Annotated in this window: 18 protein-coding genes; 15 read left to right on the plus strand and 3 right to left on the minus strand. The window is 53.9% G+C overall.

The window, feature by feature from the left end:
- The first annotated feature begins 224 nt into the window (after positions 1-224).
- From WJM45_RS11400 to WJM45_RS11460, 13 genes are all read left to right on the plus strand, one after another.
- On the plus strand, positions 225-401 hold the full coding sequence (locus WJM45_RS11400) for a CbtB domain-containing protein (RefSeq protein ID WP_017839274.1): 177 nt from the start codon (positions 225-227) through the stop codon (positions 399-401).
- A gap of 2 nt (positions 402-403) precedes the next feature.
- The gene (locus tag WJM45_RS11405) at positions 404-1,051 is read left to right on the plus strand and encodes a CbtA family protein (RefSeq protein ID WP_341325226.1); all 648 of its coding nucleotides are present in this window, start codon (positions 404-406) and stop codon (positions 1,049-1,051) included.
- Between the two features lie 2 nt (positions 1,052-1,053).
- Positions 1,054-2,355: a cobyrinate a,c-diamide synthase gene (locus tag WJM45_RS11410; protein ID WP_341325227.1), complete on the plus strand. Its 1,302-nt coding sequence runs from the start codon at positions 1,054-1,056 to the stop codon at positions 2,353-2,355.
- 91 nt (positions 2,356-2,446) lie between these two features.
- A complete protein-coding gene (gene cobM / locus WJM45_RS11415) occupies positions 2,447-3,307 on the plus strand; it encodes a precorrin-4 C(11)-methyltransferase (RefSeq protein ID WP_341325228.1) in 861 nt (286 codons plus the stop codon).
- 9 nt (positions 3,308-3,316) lie between these two features.
- Positions 3,317-4,144, plus strand: coding sequence for a sirohydrochlorin chelatase (locus WJM45_RS11420; protein WP_341325229.1), 828 nt, complete (start codon positions 3,317-3,319; stop codon positions 4,142-4,144).
- A gap of 9 nt (positions 4,145-4,153) precedes the next feature.
- Complete coding sequence (locus WJM45_RS11425) at positions 4,154-4,822, plus strand: precorrin-8X methylmutase (RefSeq protein WP_341325230.1); 669 nt, start codon at positions 4,154-4,156, stop codon at positions 4,820-4,822.
- A 4-nt stretch (positions 4,823-4,826) separates the two neighbouring features.
- Complete coding sequence (locus WJM45_RS11430; protein WP_341325231.1) at positions 4,827-5,930, plus strand: cobalt-precorrin-5B (C(1))-methyltransferase; 1,104 nt, start codon at positions 4,827-4,829, stop codon at positions 5,928-5,930.
- A gap of 5 nt (positions 5,931-5,935) precedes the next feature.
- Positions 5,936-7,216, plus strand: coding sequence for a precorrin-6y C5,15-methyltransferase (decarboxylating) subunit CbiE (gene cbiE / locus WJM45_RS11435; protein ID WP_341325232.1), 1,281 nt, complete (start codon positions 5,936-5,938; stop codon positions 7,214-7,216).
- A complete protein-coding gene (gene cobI, locus WJM45_RS11440) occupies positions 7,206-7,982 on the plus strand; it encodes a precorrin-2 C(20)-methyltransferase (RefSeq protein ID WP_341325233.1) in 777 nt (258 codons plus the stop codon). Before cbiE ends, cobI begins: the two co-directional genes overlap by 11 nt.
- Entirely contained in the window at positions 7,975-8,712 is a 738-nt protein-coding gene (locus tag WJM45_RS11445; RefSeq protein WP_341325234.1) for a cobalamin biosynthesis central domain-containing protein, read from the plus strand. The genes cobI and WJM45_RS11445 overlap by 8 nt, the downstream gene beginning before the upstream one ends.
- Positions 8,709-9,101 carry a cobalamin biosynthesis protein gene (locus tag WJM45_RS11450; RefSeq protein WP_341325235.1) on the plus strand — a complete coding sequence of 131 codons (393 nt, stop codon included), beginning with the start codon at positions 8,709-8,711 and terminating at the stop codon, positions 9,099-9,101. Before WJM45_RS11445 ends, WJM45_RS11450 begins: the two co-directional genes overlap by 4 nt.
- Positions 9,098-10,426 carry a precorrin-3B C(17)-methyltransferase gene (gene cobJ, locus WJM45_RS11455; protein WP_341325236.1) on the plus strand — a complete coding sequence of 443 codons (1,329 nt, stop codon included), beginning with the start codon at positions 9,098-9,100 and terminating at the stop codon, positions 10,424-10,426. Before WJM45_RS11450 ends, cobJ begins: the two co-directional genes overlap by 4 nt.
- Positions 10,427-10,627: 201 nt before the next feature.
- Positions 10,628-11,002: a ferredoxin gene (locus WJM45_RS11460; RefSeq protein ID WP_341325237.1), complete on the plus strand. Its 375-nt coding sequence runs from the start codon at positions 10,628-10,630 to the stop codon at positions 11,000-11,002.
- A 308-nt stretch (positions 11,003-11,310) separates the two neighbouring features.
- Here the strand turns inward: WJM45_RS11460 and WJM45_RS11465 are convergent, their stop codons facing one another.
- Positions 11,311-11,496 (minus strand): hypothetical protein, encoded by a 186-nt coding sequence (locus tag WJM45_RS11465; RefSeq protein WP_341325238.1) that lies wholly within the window; start codon positions 11,494-11,496, stop codon positions 11,311-11,313.
- 5 nt (positions 11,497-11,501) lie between these two features.
- Entirely contained in the window at positions 11,502-12,677 is a 1,176-nt protein-coding gene (locus tag WJM45_RS11470; RefSeq protein ID WP_341325239.1) for a transposase, read from the minus strand.
- 283 nt (positions 12,678-12,960) lie between these two features.
- On the opposite strand from WJM45_RS11470, the gene cysG reads away from it, so the two are divergent.
- Complete coding sequence (gene cysG, locus WJM45_RS11475; RefSeq protein WP_341325240.1) at positions 12,961-14,343, plus strand: siroheme synthase CysG; 1,383 nt, start codon at positions 12,961-12,963, stop codon at positions 14,341-14,343.
- A gap of 417 nt (positions 14,344-14,760) precedes the next feature.
- On the opposite strand, the gene WJM45_RS11480 is transcribed toward cysG, so the two are convergent.
- Positions 14,761-18,306: a response regulator gene (locus WJM45_RS11480; protein ID WP_341325241.1), complete on the minus strand. Its 3,546-nt coding sequence runs from the start codon at positions 18,304-18,306 to the stop codon at positions 14,761-14,763.
- Between the two features lie 856 nt (positions 18,307-19,162).
- Between WJM45_RS11480 and WJM45_RS11485 the strand changes: the two genes are divergently transcribed.
- A complete protein-coding gene (locus WJM45_RS11485) occupies positions 19,163-20,704 on the plus strand; it encodes an alpha-isopropylmalate synthase regulatory domain-containing protein (RefSeq protein ID WP_341325242.1) in 1,542 nt (513 codons plus the stop codon).
- Positions 20,705-20,829 lie beyond the last annotated feature (125 nt).

A 20,829-nucleotide genomic window follows, 5' to 3' on the forward strand; every position in this document is an offset into this window, starting at 1 on the left:
CGCAGGATTTTTGTTCAGCTACAAAAACCGGAAAGGGGCGCATAGTTGCGCTATGTAACCCTTTCCGGTTTGCAGTAGATGGACAAAAAGACCAGTTAGTTGGGTATGTTTTTCGCCGGAAATCGCCTTGCAGAACAGTATTGCGGCGGGCGATCTGTCAAATCTTTTTTGGTTTGTCTTCCCCTCCGTTTTTCCGTCAATCAGACTTGGGAAGGACAATCACCATGAAAACACTCGCCGGCTCTTCCGTCGTTTACTCCGCTAAATTTCTCCCGGGCTTGAGCGCCATCGTATTGGGCTTGACCGTGATTCTAGGCCTCGGCTTTATGCAGGACGCCAACAACTACATTCATAATGCCGCACACGACGGACGCCATAGCGCCGCATTTCCCTGCCATTAAGCGTGGCCGATTTTCGTAAACTGGTGATCGCCGCATTGACGGCCGGCATCCTGTCCGGCCTGCTGCTTAGCGTCTTACAGTATTATCTGACGCAACCCTTGATTTTAGCCGCGGAACAATTCGAAGCGCCCGCAACCGGCTCCGAGCATGAGTGGCAACCGGAAGACGGTTGGCAACGCTTCGCCTTCACACTGCTGTTTAACGGACTGAGCGGCTTCGGCTTTGCCTTGCTCTTGAGTGCGGCGATGTATTGGCACGGCACGGGCGGCTATTGGCGCGGCTTATTTTGGGGCTTGGCCGGTTATTCGGTTTTTTTCGCTGCGCCTTCATTGGGCCTGTCGCCGGAATTGCCCGGAACCGACAGCGCCGCCTTACTCAGCCGGCAGGCCTGGTGGCTATTCACCGCGGCCTCGACCGCAGCCGGTTTATACGGACTCTTATTGAGCAAAAACCGTGGCCTGCAAATCGCCGGTGGCCTGTTATTGGCCGTCCCGCATTTGATCGGCGCCCCGCATCCGGAAATAGCGCAAGCCTTGGCGCCCGAGGCCTTACAACAGCGATTCGTAGTAATGTCCGCCCTCAGCAATGCTCTATTCTGGCTCAGCCTCGGCGCCTTAGCCGGATTTACCTTGACCAAACTCAAACTGTAATCATGAACACTAGCCCATCCGTCCGTCACTGTCCGACCATGCTGATCAGCGCGCCCGCTTCCGGCCAAGGCAAGACGACCGTGACCGCCGCGCTGGCAGCCTATCACCGAAGTCAAAACCGCAAGGTCAGCGTATTCAAAACCGGCCCGGATTTCATCGATCCGCAGATTCTGGCTCATGCCTCGGGACGGCCGGTCTATCAACTGGATTTGTGGATGATGGGCGAGGCGCATTGCCGCGACTTGCTCTATCGCGCCGCCGCCGAATCCGATGTCATCCTGATCGAAGGGGTAATGGGCCTCTTCGACGGCGACAGCAGCAGCGCCGATCTGGCGCAAGCGCTGTCGGTACCGGTCGCCGCCGTGATCGACGCGCAAGGCATGGCGCAAACCTTTGCCGCCGTCGCCTACGGTTTGGCTCATTACCGGCCGAACCTAAGGTTTGCCGGCGTGATCGCCAACAAGGTCGGCAGTCAAAGCCATGCCGGATTACTGCAAGAAGCGCTGCCGGACGATATGCCCTTGCTGGCGGCCCTATCTAAAGATGCGGAGATCGCTTTGCCGTCGCGGCATTTGGGTTTACTGCAGGCGGACGAGATCGGTGACCTGAACCGAAGACTGGCGCGAGCCGCCGAATTATTGACCGAATCCGCGCCATGCCGCTTGCCCGAACCGGTTGACTTTGCCCCGGCGGCAACGACGCCGACGCCGCGCCTTCTTGCCGGCAAGCGCATCGGCATCGCCCGCGACGCGGCCTTTTCATTCATCTACCAGGCCAACCTCGATTGCTTGCAGGCCATGGGCGCCGAGCTGCGTTTCTTCTCGCCGTTGACCGACGCCGAATTGCCGGAGGTCGATAGCCTCTATCTGCCGGGTGGCTATCCCGAACTGCATCTAGCGGCCCTCGCCGATAATCGCGCGATGAAACAGGCCTTGCATGACTATCACCGCGCCGGCAAACCGATTTACGCCGAATGCGGCGGTTTTTTATATCTGTTGGAAACGCTGACCGACAAACAGGGGCAATCGGCCACGATGGCTGGCCTGTTGTCGGGCCGCGCGACAATGCAGAAACGACTGGTCAATCTGGGCATGCACAGTTTGCAACTGGAGCACGGAGAAATACGCGGCCATAGTTTTCATCATTCGCTTCTGGAAACCGATAAGGAAGCCTCGACCGTATCGATTCCGCAACGCAACCGCAGCCAAGGCGAAAAATTTTTCCGCGTAGGATCGTTGCAAGCCTCTTATCTGCACACTTATTTTCCGTTCAACCCGCAACAAGCCGCAGGATTTTTTCAATGAGTGACTTATACTTCGCACAGTCACATTTGCGGTTTTCTGTCGCGCTCTTTTGCCCGTTAGCTGCGTTGCGAAAACAGTTACATAGCTTGCTATGCGCCTGTTTTCGCGCCTTGCTACCGAACAAAATAGCATTGCCATACAAACCGCAAACATGACCGCGCAAAGTATAGCGAAAGTCTGGTTTGTCGGCGCCGGCCCCGGCGATCCGGATTTGATCACGGTCAAGGGCCGCGACTTGATCGCCAAGGCCGACGCGATTCTGTTCGCCGGTTCCCTGGTACAACAAGCCGCGACGCAATGGGCGCCGGCGCATTGCGCGGTCAAAGATTCCAAGGACATGACGCTGGAACAGATCACCGATTGGTTGATTGCCCAAGCACAACCCGGCAAGACCGTGATTCGCTTGCAAACCGGAGACCCCGGCCTCTACGGCGCCCTGATCGAAATGGTTCAACCCCTGGATAAGGCCGGCGTTGCCGTCGAGGTGGTGCCGGGCGTCTCATCGGCAATGGCCGCGATGGCCTGCGCGGTGGAAAGCCTGACCTTGCCGGAAGTCACGCAAACCGTGATCCTGACCCGAGTCGAAGGCCGCACGCCGATGCCGGAAGGCGAATCGCTTCGGGAATTGGCAGGCCATCATTCGACGCTGTGCTTGTTTTTATCGATCACCTTGCTGCCGACCATCGAACGCGAGTTGAAAGCCGCCGGCTGGGCCGACGAATCGCCGGTTTTGGTCGTACACAAGGCCAGTTGGCCGGGCGAGCAACGGATTATTCGCGGCACGCTCGCCGACATCCGCGAACGCTGCCGCGCCGCCAAAATCAACAGCCAGGCGATGATCGTCGTCAGCCCCACGTTGGGCGCGCGTCATTGGCCGGACTTAAAAAAATCCAAACTTTACGACGCCGGCTTCACGCATCGTTTTCGCCGCGCCGAACGATCCGATTCTTAAGGAACACGCATGACAACCACGATATTATTGGTCGGCCACGGTTCGCGCAACCAAGCCGGCAATGACGAAATCCTCGAATTTCAACGCCAATGGCAGGCCCGGCATCCCGAATGGCGCATCGAACTCTGCTATATCGAACTGGCCGATGTGCTCTTGCCCGAAGGACTGCGCCGCGCGGCGCAAAATTCCGACAAGGTCATCGTCGTGCCGCTGATCATCAGCGCCGCCGGCCATGTCAAGATGGAGATTCCCGAACACATCGAAGCAGCCCGAGCTCTGAATCCGAAGGTCGAATTCGTTTATGCGCCGCATCTGGGCAGTAACGAGACGTTGCTGGAAATCTTGCAAAAACAACTGAACGCCACGCTGAAAACCCTGGCGATGCCCGACCCGAAAACGACCGGCGTCATCATCTTGGGACGCGGCTCGTCGGACCGGGTCGCCAACGGCGAACTGGCGAAACTGGCGCGCTGGCTGTTCGAGGCCACCGAACACGAATTGGTCGACATCGCCTTTACCGGCATCACTCACCCGCGCCTGGAAAACGCGGTGCAGCGTCAAACGCGTCTCGGCATGACGCAAATCGCGATCCTGCCCTACTATTTGTTTACCGGGCTCTTGATCGAACGCATTGCACGACAAGTACAGCGATTGCAAACGCAGTATCCGCAAATCGCGATCGCTTGCGGTAATTATTTCGGCTTTGACCCGGGCGTATTCGAACTACTCGACCGGCGCGTCGAGGATGCCGCCGACCCGAACGCGCCGAAAATGCTCGAATGCGACGGCTGCCAATACCGCGAACAAGCCGCGCATCAGCACCATCATCACCATTGAAGCAAAGCCATGACCCACAACATCAAGACCGAACAACTAACCCAAGCCGGACAGCAAATCGAGCACGATTCCTTCGCGATCGTCGACCACGAAGCCGGTGCTCATCACTATAGCGACGCGCAATGGCAAGTCGTGCGACGCATGATACACGCGACCGCCGACTTTGAATTCAATGGCCTGGCCGAGTTTTCCGATGACGCGGTCGAAGCCGGCATCGCGGCGATCTTGAATGGCGCGCCGATTGTCGCCGATGTGGAAATGATTTGCGTTGGCCTATCGAAGCCGCGCCTGGCTCATTTCGGCATGCGCACGCATCAATTCATCGCCGATGACGACGTGATCGCGGACGCCAAACGAGTCAACAGCACCCGTGCAGTACAAGCGATGCGTAAAGCCGCCCGCTTGGACTTGCTGAACGGCGTCATAGTCGCGGTCGGCAACGCGCCGACCGCCTTGTTGGAAGTCTTGCGCTTGATCGAGGAAGAAGGCGTCAAACCGGCGCTGATCGTCGGCATGCCGGTCGGCTTCGTGTCCGCCGCCGAATCGAAAAACGCGCTGAGCGCATCGAAAAATATTCCCTGGCTGATCACCCGAGGCCGCAAAGGCGGTTCGACGCTGGTCGTAGCGGCGCTGCATGCGCTCTTGAGTTTGGCGGAAAGCCGGCAACAAAACGGTTGATTCGATGGCGATGGCGGAACGCAAAGCCAAAGGGACCCGCAAAGGCTACACGACCGGCGCATGTTCCGCAGCCGCCGCGCGGGCCGCCGTGTGCGGATTGCTGGAAGGCAGTATTCCCGAAACCGTCGAATGTCAACTGCCCAACGGCGAGACGGTTCGCTTCAAAGTGGCGGAAGCTTGGGTCAACAACGATGGCGCGCATGCGGTCATCGAAAAAGACGCCGGCGACGATCCGGATTGCACCAATCACGCCCGACTGACCGCCGACGTGGCTTGGACAGCGCTGCCGAATACGGTCGTACTGCACGGCGGCGAAGGTGTCGGCCAAGTGACCCGCCCCGGCTTGGGACTGGAAGTCGGCAGCGCGGCGATCAATCCGGTGCCGCGCAAGAATATCGAACACAATATTCGTCTGATCGCAGCCGAGGCCTTGAAAACTCGTGGCTTGCAAGTGACCATCTCGGTACCGGACGGCGAAACGATGGCCAAAAAAACGCTCAATTACCGTTTAGGGATTATCGGCGGCATTTCGATTCTGGGCACGACCGGCATCGTCCACCCCTATTCCACCGCCGCGTTCCGCGCCAGCGTGGTACAGGGCGTCGAAGTCGCCGCGAATCAAGGCCAAGACACCGTCGTTCTGACCACCGGCGGGCGCACCGAAAAATTCGTGATGCGCGAATTGCCGGCATTGGATGAAAGCTGTTTCGTGCAAATGGGCGATTTTCTGACCCCGGCGCTCGATACCGCCGAACGCTGCGGCATTCGCAACCTCATCATCGGCGGCATGGTCGGCAAACTTACCAAAATGGCGCAAGGCGAAACCATCACGCATGCCGGACGCAATCCAGTCGATGTCGAGCTGGTCGCCGACATCGCGCGCAGCATCGGCGCGCCGGAAGCGGTTTGCCGGGCCATCGCCGAGCAGGAAACCGCCCGCTATGCCTCGGAATGCATGGCCGAGTTGGGTTTGGAATACGAATTTCACGTCGAACTGGCCGAACGAGTGATCGCCACATTGGAACGGCGCTACCCCGGGCGCTTCGACATCGGTGTCTTGGTTTGCGACTTCGACGGCAATAAACTGGCGCAAGCCGGAAGGACTTAATCTCTATGTCATTGTGCACTATCATCGGCGTGCTCGACGACGGCGCCGCCAGCTTGAGCCGCGAGGCCTTGCAAGCTTTGCGCGAAGCCAAGCACGTCATCGCCGGCAGCCGCTTGCTAGAGGTACTGGCGGACGACATCGCCGGGGCCCGGCAGTACGATTTGACCGCCCGGCTCACGCAAGTGCCGAACTGGATCGACGCGGCCTTGGCCGACGAGGAGCCGGTAGCGGTCTTGGCCAGCGGCGATCCTTTGTGCCACGGCATCGCGGGTTATTTGACCGGCAAACTGGACCCGGCCCGGGTCCGAATACTGCCGAATCTCAGCAGCATACAACTGGCCTTTGCCGAACTGCGACTGCCCTGGCAATCGGCGACCATCGTCTCGGTGCACAGCAAGGATGCCGGCGAGTGGACGCCGGGAGCCACGCCGCAACATGGCCTGTATGAACTGATGCGGCATTGTCGAAGCCAAGACTTGCTGGCGGTATTGACCAGTCCGGACAATACCCCGGCACGCATCGCCCGCCTGTTGCAAAGCGGAGGTTTGGCGAACCAATTCGATATCGCGGTCGCCCAGTGCCTAAGGCAAAACGAACAGCGCGTCACCGGCTTTATCGGCATCGCCGAAGCGGCTGAAGCCGTCTATGCCGACCCCAATGTAGCGATTCTGAAACGCAAAGCGCCGGCTCCAGCGCCGGTCCTGTTCGGTCTGAACGATGCGAGTTTTCGGCAGCGAAAACCGGAAAAAGGCCTGATCACCAAACGCGAAATACGCGCCGTCTCACTGGCGCGCATGCAGTTGACGCGCCGCAGCATCGTCTGGGACATCGGTGCAGGATCGGGCTCGGTCGGGCTTGAAGCGGCGCGCTTATGCCCGGACGGTCATGTCTATGCGATCGAGAAAAATGCCGGCGACATCGACAACATCGAGCAGAACCGGCTCAGTTGGGGCATCGGAAATTACAGCGTCGTCCACGGCAAGGCGCCGCAATTTTTGGACGCCTGGCCCGACCCCGATGCGGTCTTCATCGGCGGTTCCGGCGGCGAACTGGCCGAATTGATCGACTTGTGTTTGCAGCGCTTGCGGCCCGGCGGCTGGTTAGTGATGAACTTCGCGACCCTGGAAAACCTGTCGACGGCCATCGATACTTTAAAGCGCTTGGGCGCGGACTGGGACGCCTGCCAAATTCAGGCATCGCGCAGCAGTCCGATACTCGATATGCACCGATTACAAGCGGAAAACCCGGTATGGATCATTTCAGCAATACCTCATCATGAACAATAAACTCGGCACCCTCTACGGCATCTCGCTCGGTCCCGGCGACCCCGGCCTGATTACCCGACGCGCCTGGGACTTACTCTCCGGCCCCGGCCATTGGGCTTACCCGGTGCGCAAAAAAAACAGCGACAGCTATGCGCTGGACATCGCCTTGCGCGCCGGATTCGCGATGCCAAACGAACATAGCCCGTTGCATTTTCCGATGACCCACGACAGCGAAGTCCTGGAGCGTTATTGGCAAGAAGCGGCGCAAACCGTATTGACACAGTTACAACAAGGCCGGGACGTGCTGTTTCTGGTCGAAGGCGATGCCTCAACCTATTCCACCTTCGGTCATTTGCAACGGAGCGTTCGCGCGCTGGAACCCGGTGTGCCGGTCGAAGTCATTCCCGGCGTGGCCTCGTTTCACGCCGCCGCAGCGCGTTGCGGCGAACCGTTGGCCGATGTCGACGACACTGTCGCGATCGTCCCGGCCGGCTACGGCATCGAGCAAATCGAACGCATGCTGAACGATTTCGACACCCTGGTGCTGCTGAAAGTCAAACCCTTACTAGACGACATCATCGAGCTCTTGCAACGCCGCGATTTGCTCGAATACGGCTACTTCATCGAAAAAGCCGGCGCGCCGGAAGAGCGCGCCGTGCATGATTTGGCAAGTTTACGGGGGCAAAAGGTCAATTATCTGTCCCTGATGATTATCAAAAACCCGGGCCGCCGGCGTGGCGAGATGCAACGCGGCTGCCGCAAGAAAAAGGAAAATACCGATGCATGATGTGCGCGTTGCGATTATCGCGATCACCAAACACGGCGCGGCCATCGCCAGCCGCTTGGCCCTGCAAATCCCGGAAGCCGAAGTCGTGGTGTCGGCCAAACAGGCCGAACATCTGGGCGAGTTCGCCAATAGCCGTAAGGTTTATCAGGGCGCATTGAGCGCGCAGATCGCAGGCTTGTTCGAGTCTTACGATCAGCTCATTTTTTTGGTCTCGCTCGGTGCGGTCGTGCGCTTGATCGCGCCGCATCTCAAATCCAAGGACAAAGACCCCGGCATACTGGTCATCGACGATGCCGCGCAATTCGTGATTCCGGTGCTGTCGGGCCATGTCGGCGGCGCCAATGCCTATGCCGAAAAAGTGTCCGCGCTGCTCGCAGCGACGCCGGTGCTGACGACCGCGTCCGATGTCGGCAAGACCATTCCGGTGGACATTCTCGGCCGCGAACTAGGCTGGCGAGTGGAAGCGCCGAAGCTCAACATCACCCGCGTTTCGGCGGATGTGGTCAATCAATTGCTGATCGCATTCGTGCAGGAAGCCGGCAGTAAAAACTGGTGGACCCGGCCGACGCCGTTACCGGACAACATACACCGCTTCGAGCGTTTCGAGGATGTCGATCTCGAACGCTACCGGTCGATTTTATGGGTCACGCACCGGGACATCGCCCCGTCCGTCTGGCAACGGCTCGAAGAAAGGCTCGTGGTCTATCGTCCCCCGCAAGATCCATCATGAAAGTCATGATCGGCATCGGCTGCGACCGTCATGCGAGTCTGACCACCTTGCAAGAAGCCTTGGCACAGGCCCTGCACAGCTGCGGACTGGACGAATCGGCGATTGCGGGACTCGCCAGTATCGACAAAAAACAAGATGAGGCCGCGCTATTGCAACTGGCGGAAAGCCGGGATTGGACGCTGTATTTTTACCCGGCCGAAGCACTGGCGGGCGTTCCGGTACCGAATCCGTCGGCGGTGGTGTTGAAATACATGGGCACTCCGGCCGTGGCCGAAGCCGCCGCCTTACTGGCCGCGAACGGCGATCTGCAAGATTTGCTGGTCGAAAAACACAAACACCTAGGCGCGGACGGCAAAAATGCCACCGTGTCGATAGCGAGAATACCATGACAACAACTGGAAAAATTTTACTGGTCGGCATCGGTCCCGGCGCGCACGAACACATGACCTTTCGAGCCCGGGCAGCGATCGCCGAAGCCGACGTCGTGATCGGCTACAGTACCTATATCAAACTGGTCAAGGACTTGCTCGACGGCAAGGAAGTGATCAAGAAAGGCATGACCGAAGAACTGGACCGCAGCATCGAAGCCTACGAACATGCCAAACAAGGCAAGACCGTCGCGCTAATTTCCTCCGGCGACATCGGCGTCTACGGCATGGCCGGCCCGACTTACGAATTATTGCTCGACAGCGGCTGGACGCCCGACGATCCGATTCAAGTGGAAGTGGTTCCCGGCAGCACCGCGCTGTCCAGTTGCGCCTCCTTGGTCGGCGCGCCGTTGACCCATGATTTTTGTTCGATTTCGTTGTCCGATCTACTGACGCCGTGGCCGGTCATTGCCCGGCGTCTGGAAAGCGCCGCGCAAGGCGACTTCGTAGTGGCTTTGTATAATCCGAAAAGCGGCCGTCGTACCCAGCATATCGTCGAAGCGCAACGTATCCTGTTACGCCACCGCAGCCCGGAAACGCCGGTGGCCATCGTCAAATCGGGCTACCGCGCCTTGCAGAACATTCAACTCGTCACGCTGGCCGACATGGCCGATTGCGATATCGGCATGTTGACCACTGTATTGGTCGGCAACAGCAGCACCTTCGTCCGCGAAGGCTTGATGGTAACGCCGCGCGGCTACGCCAACAAATACGATGCGCTGACCGGTGAAACACGGGACGGCGAACAAGCGGGCCGCTCGCTGAGCATGGGTCTGGACGGCTGGAAAGGCGCAGTCCGCCGCTATTTACGCGACAATCCCGAAACGACGCTGCAAAAAACGGCGGCGTTTTTCGGTCAACCGCTGGCGGAAATACTCGATGCCGTCGGCCGGTCGACGCCTGACGAGTCAGCCGGTAGTTTCACCGCGCGGCAAGTGAGGCAGGACCAGCAAGACGGCTTGTTGGATTCGTTGCCGCACTGGGGCAAATTACGCGCCGTGGTTCGTAGCGAAGGCGGCGCGGTGGCCGAATTGTTGATCGACGGCGCCGACTTACAGAAAAAAAACGACTGGCTGAACCTAGTCAACGACGCCTTTCATTTACACATCGATTGGAGTCAGGCCCGGCAAACCTGGTTCGTCAGCCGAGGCGAGAAGGCTCACGGCATACAAGTGACCGACGCCCGGGGCGATTTATTGTTCAATCTATGGCTGGTCGCCGGCGATGCCGGCTTCGACGCCCAAGCATTGCAGCGCTATCGGGACGACCGAGAGGAATTATCCTAAATTCGGCAGTTTAACCATGAAGCACATGAAGTTCATGAAGGAATTCAAGAAATTACCTAAGCACTCTCGTTAACATTTTTGATGAGCGAAAATTCTCTACAAACGTGTAATAAGTTATTGAATCAACTTCCTATACTTCATGATCTTCATGGTGAAATGCTTTTTTAGATCTATGCCAAACTTTAACATCGGATATTCATCATGACTGATCACATACCCGCCATGCCCGAAAAACCCAAAATGGGCGACTACAAGCGCCATCTGCTGGTTTGCACCGGCCCGCGCTGCACCGAAGACGGCGAAGCGCAGGCCTTGTTCGAAACGTTGGGCGAAAAATTCAAAGCCGCCGGCATCGATAAAGGCACGCTCAGAGTCAAACGTACCCGCACGCACTGTTTCGCCACCTGCAAATCCGGCCCGATCATGTGCGTGCAACCCGACGGCATTTGGTACTACAACGTCAACGAAACCAATCTGCAACGCATCATCGACGAACATTTGCTCGGCGGCAAACCGGTCGAGGAATTGATTTATCATCGCGCTTGTTCTGCCGATGCAGTGAGCAGTGAGCAGTGAGCAGTGAGCAGTGAGCAGTGAGCAGTGAATGATGCGGTATTTCAAATGCTTGTCAAGACCGCATCTTAGGCCTCTCTTGTGGGAGCGATCCCCAGATCGTCCCTCACCTAGCGTTCACTGCCTTTAACCTAAATTCGGCAGTTTAACCATGAAGCACATGAAGTTCATGAAGGATTTCAAGAAATTACCTAAACATACTCGTTAACCTTTTTGGTGAGCGAAAATTCTCTACAAACGTGTAATAAGTTATTGAATTAACTTCCTATTCTTCATGGTCTTCATGGTGAAATGCTTTTTATAGGATTAAGTTAAGCATTTTTCCGTTCGCCCTGAGCAAAGTAACCGCCCTTCGGTCGCATGGCGTTACCATGAAACAGCCGCTGTTTGACGCGATTTTTAGCTTTTTTGTGAGCTTGTAAGTCATTGATTATATAAGCATAAAAAAGCTGTTTCTTGAGAGTCTGTCGAAGGGTGAATGGCTGATTGACTGACAAAACTCTTAACTCCTTAATTGCATAGTAAAAAGAAAAATGCGGCAGGGCAAATCATCCATCCAGCGGGATCGATCGGGTTGCCGTTTACTCGCCCGAGCGGGCTCGGGGTCGTGCAAAGCGTGCAGAACTAGACTGTCAATAATGGCATCACCGCGAGCGCAAGCACGCCGTATCCAATCCCAGCCGATACGGGCATAGCTATAACCGCGAAACCAATGCGGATCGACACGCCGCCGCTTGCCTGAGGCAACGACCGCACCCCCTTGGCAAACCAACACCAAGGTGGCGACCGCCATGATGAAACAGAGCCTTTGAAGCGCCTCGGTTTCGCGCAATTGCGAAGACTCCCACTGAAAACCGTTGGATTTGTGATCCAAAAAGCCCTCTTCGATGTTGAAGCGCCGCCCATATTCATAGAGCGTATCGCCATTGGTGGGTTGGTCGCTGACGATGATCCATGGTTCTTTCGCCCCTTTTTCCCAGCCGACCGCCAAGTGCGCAGGGATATGCGCACCGGTCACCCCGACATGGTGGTAATAACAAACTTCCCCGGCTAGCAAACGTAAGGCCAACTTGCGGTAGCCGCTGCCCGTTTTTTGGTAAAACCCGACGGAACGCTTGCAGCGAATACGCGCGTGCCAGCCGGCCGTCTTGCGAATCCAATTCAGCAATTCGCCATGTAAAAAGCCACGATCCGCCAGCAAAATGATCTCTCGTTCCGGAAACAGTCGCGCCGCAAACCCCAATACGCCTCGGTAGTCTTTGAACGCCACGCTCGCACTGGGATGTTTCATCACTTTCCAAACTAATGGAATCGACCTCCCACGATAAACCAGCGCCAACTGGATCACGCAGAACGTGTCCCAGAGCATCGAAGTATCTAAAGCGACCAGCAACGGCTCTTCCGTTACGTCCTTCAGAGCCTCCCGCAATAACGCCGCATACAACCGCAACACATCGATACGCCCATTCGTCAGCCAACGCTTGAAGCGTCTCTCGACGCTTTGCGCCAGCTCCGCACGACTCACGACATAAGGCGACCACTTACTTAGACTGATCCAACCACTGGATAATAAACCCAACACCATCCAAGCCACGGTATACAGGTGTCGTCTATCGCGCCATGGCGCATGGTGCAATAATTTCAAGATGCTATCGTATAAAGGCGTGCTCTGTTGCATGTTTCGCTTCCTTGCTAGAACCGGTCAAATATCGATATTATCTCCTAATCTTTTCGACTTTTGAGTTTTGTCAGTCAATCAGGGGTGAATGGAAAAGCCTGGGTCGATAAGTTAAGCCGTCCATGGTTCGACAGGCTCACCACGAACGGCTTAACTTAATGACAGTGTCACCTAGCGTTAGGTGGGAGAAAGCCGCAAACGTCAGAATACAATCAATGTTATCGAGATCGAATTGGCTAAACCTATGCAGATTTATACAAACGCACATTAACAATCGATAGTCATGGAATTCTTTCCGCTTTTCTTGAACATTAAAGACCACCCTTGCTTGGTGATAGGCGCAGGCGATATTGCGGCCCGCAAGATCGAATTGTTGCTTCGCGCCGGCGCCAAAGTCGTCGTGGTCGCGCCGGAAATCGGTGAGGCGGTCGCCGCCCTGCAAGACGAACATGCCATCGTCATTCGCCGAAAAGCCTTCACGAGCGACGATATCGACGGCATGCGCTTGGTGGTATCGGCAACCAACGATCGCCTCTCTAATGCCAAAGCCGCAACGTTGGCCAAGCAACGCCTTGTTCCGGTCAATGTCGTCGATAACCTGGACTTGTGCAGTTTTATTTTCCCGGCGATCATCGATCGTTCGCCGCTGCTGATTGCTGTCTCTTCGAGCGGCGCATCGCCGGTCTTGTCGAGGCTGCTTCGCGCGAAGATCGAAACCGCGATTCCGGCCTCTTTCGGGCTCTTGGCGGAATTCATCGCTACCTTCAAAACCCGGGTCGCACTACGGATACCCCAAGCCCGCCGGCGGCTATATTTCTGGGAGACGGTCATGCAAGGCCGCGTCGCCGAATTGATTTTTGCCGGACGGCAACAGGAAGCGGAGAGTCAATTGCTTGCGCAATTGGACCATGCCGGCGCCGCAGACACACCAGGCGAGGTATATTTGATCGGCACCGGCCCGGGCGACCCTGATTTATTGACGTTCAAAGCCTTACGCTTATTACGGCAAGCCGATGTCATCGTTTACGACAACTCGGTTTCCGGCGAAATTCTCAAACTCGCGCACAGCGATGCCGAAACGATTTTTGTCGGACAACAAGACGATAATCACAGTCTGCCGCCGGCGGCCATCCATCGACAGTTGGCGGAACTGGCTTCATCGGGCAAAAAAGTGGCGCGCCTGAAAGGCGGCGATCCTTTCATCTTCGGCCGGGGCGGCGAAGAAATCGAAACCTTGATGCAATCAGGCACCCACTTTCAAATCGTTCCCGGCATTACCGCGGCGTCGGCTTGTGCAAGCTATTCGGGCATTCCATTGACCCACCGCGATCATGCCCAGTCCTGCACTTTTGTCTCCGGCCATGTCCAAAACGGCCGTATCGATCTCGATTGGCGGCAATTGGCCAAACCCAATCAAACGGTGATCATTTATATGGGGATGTCGGGCCTTGAAAGCATTTGCCGGTCGCTGATCGATCATGGCTGCCCCGCCGACCTGCCTATTGCCGTGATTCAATCGGGCGCGACACACAAACAACGCGTGTTCATCGGCACGCTAAGCGACAGGCCTGCCTATTCGGAATTTGCCGAAAGCGATGCGCCGGCATTGACCATCGTCGGTACGGTCGTCAATCTGCATCGGCAATTGAACTGGTTTTCAACCTAGACTCGAAGATTTGTCCACGAAAATCACAAAATATACCTATCTGAGATCAAAATTCGGCACCGGGGTGCCCGTCAAAGGACGCCGTGAATACGTCCCTGTAGGCTCTATGCCAGCTCCATGCTGGCAAAGCCTTTGCCGAGCACCCCGGCGCCTCCTAATGCGCTGCCGAAATTTGAAGTGCGAAGAGTATACACACGGTTGTTACATAAATCTTTTAAACTACCTATTGGGGGAGCAACTTGGAGAGTATAACTAACATTCATGAAAGCCTGGCAATCGCCCCAGCAAATGAAAGTTTAACCGCGTAGCCCGGATGGAGCACAAGTGCAATTCGGGACGTTCGAGGTCAATTAACAAATCATTTAACCTCGATCGAACGAATTCCGTGTTCATCAGCTCCGGCAACATCGTATCATTTTACTTATCTTTACCATTCAGACGGCCGATTTCGCGCAACGTATCGTTCAATAGAGGCTGCAACTGTTGAATCGACTCAACTATCGTAGCTCCTTCCTCTAAAAGCTTAGACTCAATCTTTTCAGCCAACTTCCATACTTGTATCAGCGCCAAGTTTCCTGCCGTCCCTTTCAATTTATGCGCTAAGGCAAGAGCACTTTCACGATCGCCTTGAGCCATCATTTTGGCGATTTCGTCTCCGTCATGTCCGTGCGATTCGGCAAACTTTTGTAAGTATTTATAATAAGTTGCGGCATCGCCCCAATTATTAAGGCCTCTGTCTATATCTATCATGGGAAGCTGTGAATCGCTTTCCTTAGCTGAAGCGATCGGCTCATTCTTCGAATCAGCCGTTACTTGTAATCCGGTAACGTATTGTTGCAGATAAGCGATTAATTCCTCGACATCGAACGGTTTGGCAATGAATCCATTCATCCCGGCATTGAGCGCTGCAGCCTGTTGATTCTTAAATGCACCGGCGGTCAGTGCCACGATAGGCAACTGAGTCAAGTCAAGGACTTCACGAATTTGCCGGGTCGCTTCATAACCATCCATGAGCGGCATTTGTATATCCATCAATACCACGTTGACCAAATCCGGGTTCAGTCTTAACCATTGCAAGGCCGCATGACCGTCGTCTGCCAAATAAACGGTAGCTCCTTCGGCTTCCAAAATACGCCTTGCCATATCGCGGTTTATCTCACTATCATCGACCAGTAGCAGATTTAAACCGTTGAGACGTTTCTCGGATGGCGTTGTATTGTTATGCTGTATTGACCTTTCGCCTTGACGACGCTGTTTGGCATCGGATACGGCATTATAGAGCGAAGAAGCGGTAATCGGTTTATGCAAAACGGCATCGGCTATTGCCACATCCGGTTCGCGTAGCAATGCATCGCGGTCATGAGCCGTGGCAATAACGATGATCGGAGCATCGGCAATATCGCCAAGCTCCTGTCTTATCCGTTTGCCGGCTTCGAGACCATTAACACCGGGCATACACCAATCCAATAATACAATATCGGGGAGTTTATTATTCCCTGCTCGTTCGATAATCCGTTCTACAGCCTCTTCGCCCGACTCGACGACCTCGTGAGTCCAGCCTAAGCTACGCACCGTTGCCGCCAACATCTCCCTCGCCACGGGATGATCGTCGGCGATCAATACGTTTTGAAACGCGATGGCCGGATGCACATATTCTTGCGGCTCAACCAGCTCAATCGGCAGCATCAACCAAAACTCGCTACCGATACCAAACTCGCTATTGACACCGAGTTCTCCGCCCATCATTTGCACCAAATACCGGCATATCGTTAAACCCAACCCTGTTCCGCCGAAACGGCGTGTCGTCGAAGTGTCTTCCTGAGAAAATGCATTAAAGATTTCCGCTTGTTTTTCAATAGGAATACCAATGCCGGTATCGCGGACGCTGAAACGAAGATAATCCCGACCATTCTTGGGCGGCAATTTGATGACGGAGATCGTAACGCTTCCCTGCTTTGTGAATTTAAGCGCATTACTGGTTAAATTAACTAATATTTGTTCGAGCCGAAGCGCATCGCCGCGAAGAAACTCGATGCCTTCCGGTGCAGGCCCCATAATCAATTCGACTTTATTGCTGTATTCAATCGCCGACATCAGTGTGGCTACGTTATCTAGCACGTCGCTCAGCCGGAATGGCGCATGCTCGATTTCAAGACGCCCCGATTCTATTTTGGAAAAATCAAGAATATCGTTGATGATTCCGAGCAAGGACCGGCCGGCTATACGAATTTTCTTTACCAAATTAAGCTCATCGGTGCCAAGATGGGCTTTTTCCAATAAATAAGCCAACCCAAGTATGGCGTTCATTGGGGTCCGTATTTCATGGCTCATATTGGCCAAAAAGTTGCCTTTAACACTGGCAAGCCGCTCGGCCTCTTGTTTTGCCGCCTGTAATTCAGCCGTACGCTCGGCCACGTTTCGCTCCAAGGTTTCATTCATTTGAAGCAAGGCATCTTGAATCCGCTTGCGTTCGGAGATATCGACAATGGTCGCCACGACAAAAAGTTGATTATCGCTCCGATAGGGACTCAAGCCGATTTCTATCGGAAATATAGAGCCGTTCTTGCGTGTTCCGTATAAGTCTCTTCCCTTACCCATCGCCCGAGTCGTTGGGTTTTGTAAATAATCTTTACGTTGCCTGGCATGGCGTGAACGAAACTTTTCGGGAAGCAATATTTCCACGGGTCGGTTGACCACTTCCGATACTTGATAGCCGAATAGGCTCTCGAAGGCAGGGTTAGCCATGACTATTTTTCCTTCGGCATCGACGACCAACAAGCCGCTGGCATTTGCTTCGAACAAAATCCGAAAACACGCTTGAGCCTCTTGTAAACGCGTCGCTGATTCCGCCTCGCCCCGCGCCAGAGCTGCTTCCTTCTCGGCCAGATCGCGCTCTGTTCTTGCCTGAATTAGACGCCAAATACCTATTGCAAACAATAGCAAGATCACCGAAGCGCTCGCGATCTTAGCCGACCAAACGTTATTTTCCACCGTCGATAATTTTTCCATTGGTAGATGGCTAATCACTTTCCAGTGTATGTTGTGCGATAAACGAGTATCTTGTATGGGCGTTAACAAAACGGAACTCCATGTCCAAAGACCGTCATCAAATCTGACCTGGCCTTTTTTTTGCCGGGTTATCGCTTCCCACACTTGAGGATGCCGTGTAGCCAGAGTCGCTTCCCGTTGAAACATGAAACCCCATTCATCCTGTGCATTTGGGCTTTTTAGCCAATAGCCCTCGTCATTGACCAGCATCAACCTGTCAATGGCGGGTCCGGCGCTGTGGACGAAAACATCCAGCATTGATTTTGCCATGATGTTAATAATAAGAATGCCTCGAGGCTTACCTAATTCATCAAACACTGGACTTGAGACCCTTATCGTCGGCTTGTAAGGAATCTCGATACGGCCATCGTCCATATTCAAATCGAGCGGGGAAATATAAATCTCCCCTTGATTCAGCAGCATGGTATCGGTAAAAAAATAACGGTCTTCTTTAGCCTGCAATTCGTTTCGAGGAACGACGATCGGGCGCCCTCTTCTGTTATTGACTCGCACTTGCTCCATTCCTTGTTCGTCGATCCAGCGTACTTTGTCGTAAATCGGGTTACGCGACATCAACGAAAAAAATGCGTCTTGCATCGAGTTCGAGTCCGAGCCATTCGGGGCCTGATAAACCCTGCGAACCGGGTATTCATTGATTAAGCTCATCAAATGGCCTATCGGAACGGCCAACTCATGATCCAAGCGGCCTTGCCCCAACTCGACAAAAATTGTTTCGTCGGCCATCAGCATCGATAACTCAGCATCAATGCGCGATTCGCCCAACAACAAAGTACCTGCCACGACTAAAATACTCACAGGCAAGAATAGCAACATAAAATCCTTAAGAAATCGGCCTCGACTTAAAGTCGTTTGATAAAGATCGTGCTTGCTTGATCGATTGAGTAGTGTATTCAAAACGGCTGTTATCCTCTAAATTACAAATAAACCTGAATTCGGCAGTTTAACCATGAAGCACATGAAGTTCATGAAGGATTCCAAGAACTTACCAAATCCTTCTCGCTAACCTTTTTGGTGAGCGAAAGTTCTATACAAACGCGTAATAAGCTATTGAATTAACTTCCTATTCTTCATGGTGAAATGCTTTTTCTAGGATAAACGACTTTATCAAGGTGGCTGCCGGCTTAGTGCAAACCAAACAAAGCCATTTAATCCGAGCCAAAAGCTAACTTGCAAAGTGAGTTTTTGTTATTTTTATTTAACGACAACTCTATGTTATTTAAATGTTTTATTTGATAAACAAAAATTTCCACATAGAGTATAGACTAGATTTTATGCTCTAGCGGCTAAATTATGCAACCCGACACAACGCACAACTAAAAAAAGTATTTCATCATGAAGAATAAGAAGTCGATTCACTTTGTATAGAACTTTCGTTTATCCAAGAGGCTAGAGGGAATATTTAGGTATTCTATTGAAATACTTCATGTGCTTCATGGTTATACTGACGAATTTATACCTTTCGCACTTCAAATTTCAGCAGTGCCTTAGGAGGCGCCGGGATACTGCAAGTCTGAAAAAACAATTAAGGGAGCGAAAAATACGATTATTCCGTTGCATTCCATTTCATGCGTCGATTCACAATTGCAAAATGATGTGCTTTTAGGGGAAAATAGGCGGTTTCGTGTAGCTTGTGCTTTTCGTTCGACTTTATTGAAGGTGTGTCTGCCTGTCGAAGAATATAAACGAAGGCACCGGCTTTGGCCTTCATCATTCTACCCATTAACTCGCATCGAAACCACAGGCGAAAATCATGTCAATAGAGTCAAGACACATTCAGTTGATGGACACTACCCTGCGTGACGGCGAGCAAACGCAAGGCGTCGCCTTCACACCGACGGAAAAAGTGAGCATCGCCAAAGCCTTATTGCAGTTTTTGCGCGTCGACCGAATCGAAGTCGCTTCGGCTCGAGTGTCGGAAGGTGAAAAAGAGGCCGTCAGCCAAATCAACCAATGGGCCCGGCAAGAAGGCTTCGCCGACCGCGTCGAAGTATTGGGTTTTGTCGATCATACGCGCAGTGTCGATTGGATTCTATCTACGGGCGGATCGGTCATCAACTTGCTTGCCAAAGGCAGCGAAAAACACTGCCGCGAACAACTCGGCAAGACGCTCGAACAACACAGCGCTGAAGTATTAAAAACCATAGACTATGCTCACGAACAAGGTCTAAAAATCAACATTTATCTGGAAGACTGGTCGAACGGCTACAAAGACAGTCCCGCTTATGTCTATGGGCTCGTGGACCGCTTACGGAATAGCCCGGTTAGTCACTTCATGCTGCCGGATACCTTGGGCGTCATGTCCCCGGACGAAGTTTTCAACAGCTTCAGCGATATGTGCGGTCGCTATCCGGATTTATTGTTCGATTTTCATCCGCACAACGATTACGGTTTGGCGACTGCCAATGTCATGGCCGCGGTTAGAGCCGGCATCAGCGCCGTGCATTGCACCATCAATTGCTTGGGCGAACGCGCCGGAAACGCTTCGCTAGCCGAAGTCGCCGTGGTCCTCCGCGATAAAATGAACATGCATTTGTCGATCGACGAAAGTCATTTGGTACGCATCAGCAACATGGTGGAAAATTTTTCCGGCAAGCGTGTTGCCGCAAATGCCCCGATCGTCGGTGCCGATGTCTTTACACAGACCGCCGGCATCCATGCCGACGGCGACCAAAAAGGCGGTCTATACAAAACCCGGCTTGGACCCGAACGCTTTTCCCGCACCCATAGTTATGCCTTAGGCAAAATGAGCGGCAAGGCCTCGCTGAAAAAAAATCTCGAGCGGCTCGAAGTCGAACTTTCCGAAGAAGACCAGAAGAAAGTTCTCGCACGCATCGTTAGCCTAGGCGACTCCAAACAAACCATCACGACCGACGATCTGCCGTTCATCATCGCCGATGTTCTCGAAAGCAAAAGCTATCAACATATTAAATTGCTGAATTGTTCTCTGAATAGCGGCTTGGACCTCCAATCTACGGTCAGCCTTCGCGTTGAAATCCAAGGCGAAAACCACCAAGCTACCGGCGCCGGTAGCGGCGGCTTCGATGCCTTCATCGACGCCATCAGTAAGGTGCTTAAAAAATACGACTACCGATTACCCGAACTGGCCGACTATGAAGTCCGCATACCGAAGGGCGGCCATGCCAATGCACTGACCGAATGTGTAATAACGTGGAATTGCGGCAATGAATTACGCAAAACTCGAGGCGTCCACGTTAATCAAGTATTTTCCGGAATCATGGCTACGATTAAACTGATCAACATTCAGTTGCATGAAATGAAGAGCACCACTTAAATCGCGACTTTGACGCTGAGTAGAGGCTGATTTCGCGAACTCAACCAACCAGCAAAAGTGCCATTCACAATCAGGCGTGGACACGAAGTATATTTAGTTTTAACTATTCCATTCACTTAAAAACA

It is taken from the genome of Methylotuvimicrobium sp. KM2, assembly GCF_038051925.1.
Taxonomy (GTDB): Bacteria; Pseudomonadota; Gammaproteobacteria; order Methylococcales; family Methylomonadaceae; genus Methylotuvimicrobium.